This is a genomic window from Brunnivagina elsteri CCALA 953, assembly GCF_002289455.1.
GTDB lineage: Bacteria > Cyanobacteriota > Cyanobacteriia > Cyanobacteriales > Nostocaceae > Brunnivagina > Brunnivagina elsteri.
Map to the genome: position 1 here is coordinate 1 of NZ_NTFS01000300.1, position 8,266 is coordinate 8,266.

General features: G+C 45.4%; 3 protein-coding genes and 2 pseudogenes. 1 reads left to right on the forward strand and 4 read right to left on the reverse strand.

Translation table 11 applies throughout. The features are described from left to right. From CK510_RS21795 to CK510_RS21805, 3 genes and pseudogenes are all read right to left on the reverse strand, one after another. A pseudogene (locus CK510_RS21795) lies at window positions 1-708 on the reverse strand (Uma2 family endonuclease); the annotation flags it as partial. Window positions 709-801: 93 nt separating this feature from the next. Further along, the gene (locus CK510_RS21800) at window positions 802-2,280 is read right to left on the reverse strand and encodes an MlaD family protein (protein WP_095723691.1); all 1,479 of its coding nucleotides are present in this window, start codon (window positions 2,278-2,280) and stop codon (window positions 802-804) included. Window positions 2,281-2,408: 128 nt separating this feature from the next. Next, on the reverse strand, window positions 2,409-3,191 hold the full coding sequence (locus tag CK510_RS21805) for an ABC transporter ATP-binding protein (protein ID WP_095723692.1): 783 nt from the start codon (window positions 3,189-3,191) through the stop codon (window positions 2,409-2,411). A 157-nt stretch (window positions 3,192-3,348) separates the two neighbouring features. On the opposite strand from CK510_RS21805, the pseudogene CK510_RS21810 reads away from it, so the two are divergent. Continuing rightward, window positions 3,349-3,625 (forward strand): annotated as a pseudogene (locus tag CK510_RS21810) (NAD(P)-binding protein); the annotation flags it as partial. Window positions 3,626-4,584: 959 nt separating this feature from the next. On the opposite strand, the gene CK510_RS21815 reads toward CK510_RS21810, so the two are convergent. Continuing rightward, a complete protein-coding gene (locus tag CK510_RS21815; RefSeq protein WP_095723693.1) occupies window positions 4,585-7,773 on the reverse strand; it encodes a DUF4347 domain-containing protein in 3,189 nt (1,062 codons plus the stop codon). Window positions 7,774-8,266 lie beyond the last annotated feature (493 nt).

Genomic DNA, 8,266 nt, shown 5'->3' on the forward strand with positions numbered 1-8,266 from the left:
TTTTTTGAGTATATCCGCGATCGCATTTCTTTGATCGGAAATATCCCATCTTTGGGCAGTATTATTCGGGACAAATCTTCGCTTAACCCGTTTGGTTGGTCGTGGATGCCAGAATAAATCTTTACCCCGAAGTATTGATGGGATACATAACCACTCCCTTGTGACTCCAGAATAATTTCCCTTTTCGCAACCTATTCCTAAGCCAATTTCTGGCATCCAAACTAGATTTCCTTCTTGCAGTATATACTCACCATCTACTAATTTATGCACTTCTAAGCGAGGTTTACGACGGCGACGAGAGGAATAAATAACGTAGTATAATATCCCTAAATTTGCATATTTATCTTTTTTATCAGTGTATTCTTGACGATAATTTTAGGAAACAACTTCCAAAGCAAAAATTGGAACTACATTCTCATCCCATAACACGTAACTAGGACGTAATTCTTCATCATAGAAACGTTCAACTCCCAAACTCAAAAAACCATCTGGGACTATTGGTGGTTGTTCTGAGTGATAATAGATACCCATGTCTACACCAAATAACCAATCCATTCTATCTGCCCATAATATTAGCAGTATTGCTTTAAGTAATCCTGGTAATAATTCTTGTAGTTCGTTATCCACGGGATTATCGTCTGAGTCGGGCAGTTCTTCAGCAGAGGGTAAATTTTTTGGCAGTTTATTTGGTAATTTATACTCTAGCATGATTCGCTTATCCAAAAATTGGAGGACTACTTAAGAGAATTTAAAAATATAATGATGTTTCTTCAGCAAGTTTTTTAATAATTTAATTACATTTCATTTTGGCATTTGAATTTGCTTTTCTTGATTCCTATCAACTACAATACCTTTTGAATTTTGAGGTGGAAGTTTTGCCGCTTCACTGTTTTGTTTCATGACTCGTAACAAACGATTTACTGCTTGTTTGCGCTGCTGGGATTGTGGTGTTTTTGGTAAATTTGAAAATTCGGCAGTGGGAAAGATTTGATTGTCAGTGGAAGTTGCATTCGCACCAGTTTTCATTAAATCTAAGGTTTGGGCGACTTGTACTTGTTGTTCGACTTGCTGGGTAGAGGAAACTAAACCACTTAAACCATTGACAAGTTGTCTTAAATTATTCCGAAATTTGGGATCACCTGTCAATTCATCCAAATCTGAGGTAATTTTTTGGGTATTTTCAAATGTCACCCTGGCAGAATCTAGGGTTTGTTGTAAGACTACAGCATTTTTGGGGTCGGTGAGAGTTTTGCTAGCATCACGTAGGTTTGCCGATGCGATCACAGCATTTGCTGAGAGGGTTTCAAAGTTTTTCAGCAGTTCTCCTTTAGTTAAACGGTTTACTGCTGGGGAAAGACTGTTAACGGTGACGCGAAGTTGATTGCTGCTTTCCGAGATATTATTCAGGGTGGAAACTAAAGAAGAACGGTTAGTGGTGACAAGGTTATCGAGGTTATTTAATAGTTTGCTAGCATCGCCACTAGTGGAACGTAATTGGGTTGCCGTTGCGTTTAATTGACTGGCTGTTGTCCCGAATTGATTAGCTGTATTGCCGAATTGGTTGAGAGTGCGATCGGCTGTTGTACTGAGTTGGGAAGTCGAAACGCTCACTTGGTTAGCGGCACGTTGTACGGATGTTGTTAAACCAGATACACTATTGAATTGGTATTGCGCGTTTTTACTGAGAACGCTGAGATTTTTGCTTAACTCGGCGACATTTGCAGCTGCGATCGCGCCTTGTTCTAAAGTTCTATTTAAATTATTGTAGAATTTTTTATTGCTGTAGACCACAGCGAGTTCGTTGGTTGAGCGCAAAACTTCGTCTATACTAATACCAATTTTACCTTGAAGGCGTGAACCATTACAAACGATTTGATTGGGGTCGCAGCTTTTTTCCAAGGGTTTTCCGGCAATAGAGTCTTCGGGAATCGATGATTTGGGGAAGATATCAATCAAACTTTCAGCAATTAAACCGCTTTGGTTCGCTTCGACAACCACATCACGGGGAATAATCAAATTAGGTTGGGCAATTTCGATTTCCACTTGGACGTTATTTGGTCCAGGTTTAATCGAGGTAATTCGACCAACTTTCACACCACGAAACCGCACGGGGGCACCTTTTTGCATTCCCCCAGCATTAGCAAACTCTGCATACACCTTATAGGAGCTTTGGGAGGCTGTAAAGCGGTTTAACCACAGGAAAATCAACCCAAACACACCCAAACCAACTAGGAATAATAATCCGACTGAACCCTCTCGTACTGTCCTTAGCGATCGCATTTCTCAAAATCTCCCTTTTATTAAAAAGTTATGAATTGTAAATTATAAATTATGAGTTATTATTCTTAACTCCCTCCACGAAGCTCTACGCGTTTCTAGCTTCTAAATTCCTAACTCTCAAATATTCCTCATCCCACCACCTGAATAGGTCCTTTTATACTTCCACTCATAAATTGACGAATCAAAGGATGGTCTGTAGTATCAACTTCGTTAATACTTCCTTGCCATTGGACTTTACCCTGGTACAGAAACACAAGTTTATCAGCTGTGCGACGTATCGTACTATCTTGGTGAGTAACGATCGCATAAGTACCACAACCCCCTTGAATCGAATTTAACTCACGAATTAAATCTTCGATTACCGTTGAAGCAATGGGGTCAAGTCCTGCCGTAGGCTCATCGTACAATAAAACCTCCGCAGAATCTTGGGGGCGATCGGGATTTGCCATAATCGCACGGGCAAAACTCACACGTTTCCGCATTCCTCCCGAAAGTTCCGACGGATATCTCTCTCCAATTCCCCCCAAACCTACCATTTCCAACCTGTGATTGACCAAATCGCGAATCCTTCTTTTTGATAATTTCGAGTGTTGGTATAGCAAAAATCCCACATTTTCCTCTACCGTCAGCGAATCAAACAAAGCTGCTTGCTGGAACACCATCCCAATCCCAATCGCATCGGCTCCATCTTCGATTAAACCTTTTCTCCGTACACCTTGGATGTAAATTTCCCCGGAATCGGGTGCTGTCAACCCCGCAATTATCCGTAAAATAGTAGACTTACCAGTTCCCGATGGACCAATTATTCCCAGCGCATCCCCTTGATAAATAGTCAAATCGATATTATCTAATACTTTATTATTCCCAAATGTCTTAGAAATACCTTTTAATTCGATAATTGGGTCTGTCATTTTAGGTAATTGGTAATTATTAATGGTTAATAGTTTATAGGTAAGGGATAGTAGGTAATCGGTGATAATTAATTCTTAATGCGGTCGGCATATCGAACTTAACAGGTAATCTGAAAGCAGCTTACAATCTATCATCCATAACCAATCATCATTAACCATGTCTGATATTATCGTCATCGGGAGCGGTATTGGAGGATTAACTGCGGCAGCATTATTCGCACGTTATGGTAAACGTGCGAATAATGTACGAAAGTCACACCATTGCTGATGGTGCAGCACATAGCTTTAGACGACGAGGTTTTGAATTTGATTCTGGTTCTTCATTTTATTGTGGATTGACAGGTGATGAGAGTTTGAATCCAGTTAAACAATTCCTTGATATTTTAGGCGAATCTTTGCGTTACAATCCTCTGGGACATTCTCATTTTCCCGAAAACCCGATTTCTCCCTCAAAAACCCCATTTACGAACTACCAGATTCCCAACTTCTAACTATGCTTGTCGTCAAATTTTAAACTTTACACAGAAATCGGGAATCTGCAACCAACGCGATAAGCAAAGCTTAATGCCAAAGGCATATCGCACCGCTCAAATTGGGTTGATTGAGCTAAGGACAATTCTCAAACTGGCTACAACACAAAAAAATGATTGATTTTGTGGTATCGTCAGTCGTATGAATTAAATAAGATTGACATTTTTATAATGGGAATATAGCTTGTCCAAAAAATTTTACTAACATCCAATTATATTAAAAATCAAGTTCAAGCTTAAAACAATAAAATAATTATCCCACGAAATAAAAATATTTTCTCAAAATCCGAAAATTTTTTATAAAAAGAAACATTAGCCATCTTGAATGTAAAGTACGGCGTAATACTTGACTACTATACACAAATCATACGTAATTTTTTTGAAGCGCTCGACAAAAATCCGTCTTTTTTGCGTTTTTTACGGAATTAAGAGAATATGACGCGGCAATTTTTACTTACGAATTGGTTTTTACCTGAGTTCGATCTAAGAAAATAAGCTATAAACCTAGGACTTACGCATTGACAGAAAAATCAAAATAGTGGGTATGGTTTTCAGCGCTTAAAGCTTGTTTTTCTGTTCCCCATCAAGCGATAGGAACCAAGAAACGCCCCTCGACGTTATTCCGAAGGGCGATCGTGACCAGAATAGATCTCCCAATTCTCTAGGAATTTGGAGGTTTAGTAATGCCGTGATGCTTAGAGGGTGTTTATAAATAAAATTATGTCATTCTGAGGAACGTACGCGCTTCGCGTTGCCGAAGGCTAGAATCTAGGGTTTGCGGCATAGTTTAGAGATGCTTCACTACGCTATCGCTACGTTCAGCATGACAAATCAAGGTTTTTGCCGAATTTATAAACACCCTCTTAGACAACAAAATCACTAATATCGATTTGAGTAGTTAGTACATTGAGCAGATAGGCAATCTCTCCCCCGCCTGCTGAGACGCGGGTGTTGTTGCCATCCTGGACAAAGGTCAGTTGATCACGGGTCAATCCCGATAACCGGAAGCGATCCGTTCCGTTTACGAAGTCCGTAATGCGATTTGTTCCAGAGGCGGAGAGGACAAAGATATCTGCGCCATTGCCACCAGTCAGAGTGTTGTTTCCAGTGCCCCCGTCGAGGACATCATCGCCATTGCCGCCCAACAGCAAGTCATTGCCTGCACCGCCAAACAGGGTGTCCTCGCCGTTGCCCCCATCAAGGCGATCGTTGCCAGCCGTGCCATTCAGGGTATCTTTGCCGTTGCCGCCGTTCAGGTTTCTGCCCACGTTGACGGTAAAGGTGGTCGGTGTGACGATCGTGCCATCACTGACATTGACAGTAATGGTTGCGGTGCCAAACTGGTTGTTGGCGGGGGTGAGGGTGAGTGTGCGGTTGGCACCAGAGCCACCGAAGACAATGCTGCCGTTGGGAAATAGGGCGGTGTTGCTGGCGGTTGCTGCTACAGTTAACGAACTCGCGGCGGTTTCCACATCGCTAATGGTGAAGGTGATTGGAGTCGTGGCGGTATTTTGGAAGGCGGTTTGGTCAGCGATCGCGCTAATGGTAGGTGCATCATTAACGGGCGTAATCACCAGGTTGAAGTTACTGGAAGTAGAGAGACTTCCGGCATCGGTGGCGGTGACTTTCAATGCCAAGGTGCCGTTAAAGTTGAGTGGGGGTGTGCCAGAGAAGCTGCCTGTTGCCGCGTTGAAGGTCAGCCAATCAGGCAGGGCGGTGTTATCGGCGAGGGTGGCACTCAGGGCGAGGGTGGGATTATCCACATCGCTGAAGCTGTTGGCAGGAATGGTGAAATTCACGGCGGTGTCTTCAGGACTGCTTTGATCGCCCAGTGGGTTAGCGACCACCGGGGCATCGTTCACCGGAGTAATCACCAGGTTGAAGTTACTGGCAGCGGACAGATTCCCGGCATCGGTTGCCGTCACTTTCAGTGCTAGAGTGCCGTTGAAGTTGAGTGGCGGGGTGCCAGAGAAGTTGCCCGTTGCCGCGTTGAAGCTCAACCAACCAGGCAGGGCAGTGTTATCGGCGAGGGTGGCACTTAGGGCAAGGGTAGGATTATCCACATCGCTGAAGCTGTTGGCAGGAATGGTGAAATTCACCGCTGTATCTTCGGGACTGGATTGATCGCCCAAGGGATTCGCCACGATGGGGGCATCATTCACGGAGGTGATGGCAAGTCCGACTGTTGCCGTGTTGGAGGCAACGGTGCCATCGCTGAGAGTGTAGGTGAAGGAGTCGCTGCCGTTGGCGTTGGTAATGGGGAGGTAGGTGAAGCTACCGCTGGCGTTGAGGGTGAGGCTACCGTTGGTGAGAGAAATGGCGGTGCCCACATTCGCTGCGCTGCCATTTACAGTGGCAATGGTGAGCGGATTGCCATCCGGGTCGCTATCGGCACCATTGGGGGTGGTGTTGGTGATCACGTTGCCCGTCAGCGGGGTGTCTTCATTGGTGGTAAAGCTATCGTTGCGGGCAATGGGGGGACTGTTGGCGGGGGGTGGGACGAATTCAAACGCCCCGATATCAACTGTACCGCCAATGATTCGGGCAAAGCCAGAACCGCGCTGATCGGTGGTGAGGGGTCCACTGTAGCCAGGATCACCTGCGTTGATGGCAGGGCTACCGTTCACCAGAGCGAGGGTCTGGGTGGGACCGCCATTGTTGGCAAGGGTAGTACTGAGGATGGCACTGAGACTAACACTAGGAATGATGTCGGTGCTGCTGGTGTTTAACCTAATTGAGCGGCTACTGCTGTTAAATCCAAACAGGTTATAACCATTGGAATTGAGGCTTGAGCCAGTATCCCCATATAATTCACTTGTACTTTCTGGAAATATACGAGCAGAATTGCCTGTGACAATGCTGTTGCGAATGCTCGTGATACTTCCGCTAGTGCCGAAGAAAGCTCCAATACCACCACCCAAGGCGCTAGCAAAATTGCCGCTGAGGGTGCTGTTGCTCACTGTCAACGTACCGCCAACGTTGGCGATGCCACCGCCGCTGCTCGATGCCGAGTTGCCGCTGATCGTGCTGTTGTTCACCGTCAGGTTCTCCAAGTTGCGAATGCCGCCGCCGTCGAAGTCGCTAGCGTTTCCCCCGGTGATGGTCAACCCCGCCAGGGTGACGGTCTTATCAGCGCTGCCATTACCATCACTAATGTTGAAGACGCGGGAGGCGTTGTTGCCGCTAATCGTCAGCAGGTTGGCACCCGTGCCCATAAGGGTGAGATTTTTGGTGATCCCCAGTTCGCCGCTGGTGAGGGTAATGGTATCCGGGCTGCTGTCAGTGAAAACAGAACCGGTGAAGGTGATGGTGTCGCCATCCGGGGCATCCAGAATCGCCTGGCGCAGGGAACCGGCACCACTATCATTGGTATTCGTCACCGTGGCGAGTAGATGCTGATAGGCAACCTGCGCCCAGGGTTGCAGAAACTCCGGGGTTTCAATGCTGCCCGTGGCAAATTCCAGATCCCAATCGCCCCCCAAAGCACTGCTGCCCGTCAGGTCAGTGGAGGCGGCGACATCGGCACCCGTGAGGGCGGCAATCTGACCCACAAAGCTTTGACCGATACCATCCGCCGCCAGATCACAGCCATAGAGCAACAGATCGGCTCCCGCTGCCAACGATTTTGACCAGGATTGCAACACTCCGGCGTAGTCAATCAAGTTATCGGTATTGAGACTGATATTGCCCAGTTGCAACGCGCCATCGCTGCCGTGGGAAAACAGCGACACTGCCGCTAGGTTGCTGTAACCCGATAACACTTGACTAATCTGGCTCAGTTCATCGCCTGCGGGGTTGAGCAGATAGGCAGCAGTATTGGGGGCAAGTCCATCCACCAGGGTTTGATAATCGGGCAGGGCGGCATCGATAAAGGCAACGGCTTGAACTGGTGTACTGCCGCTACTCGACCCTAGCAGGGGAATCGCTAGCGGATTGTTCCAGGCTGAGGCATTGAACCAGGACGTACCCCCACCTAACTCATTTGAGGAACCGAAAGCGGTCTGAACGAACGGCTGAGTGGCTGCGGCAGTTAAATCGGATGATGGCAACATAATTTTTAATAATTTTTACGGCTTTGAGATCGATACGGCTTCTTTAGATCGACGGGACAACAGTCATCCTCAATTACCAGTGCAAATATCCCCAACGGAATAGCTCTCACTGAGGAAATTCTGTATATTGTCTGACCTAAGAATAATAAGGGAAATTACAGAGGATTTACTAGAGAAGTTGAATGAAGTTCATAGTGTCCATCAATCTGACTTTTCACGGTATGTGGAAAAAGAAATACGGTTCGCGATATTTTATCGCGAACCAATCAAATAAATTTAAGATGATTTGCACTCTTTAATGTAAGGTGCTTGTAGTGTAGTCTGTGGCGGGGTGCAAATGAAACTACTAGAACCTGAGTTCGATCTAAGAAAATAAGCTATAAACCTTTTCTGACAAGAGTTACAAGATTTTTATTAGGCTTAACTGATTATCAATAATTAAAAGTTATTGATAAGGAATTGCTATTTGACAACTTTAATAAGTAAATTTTTC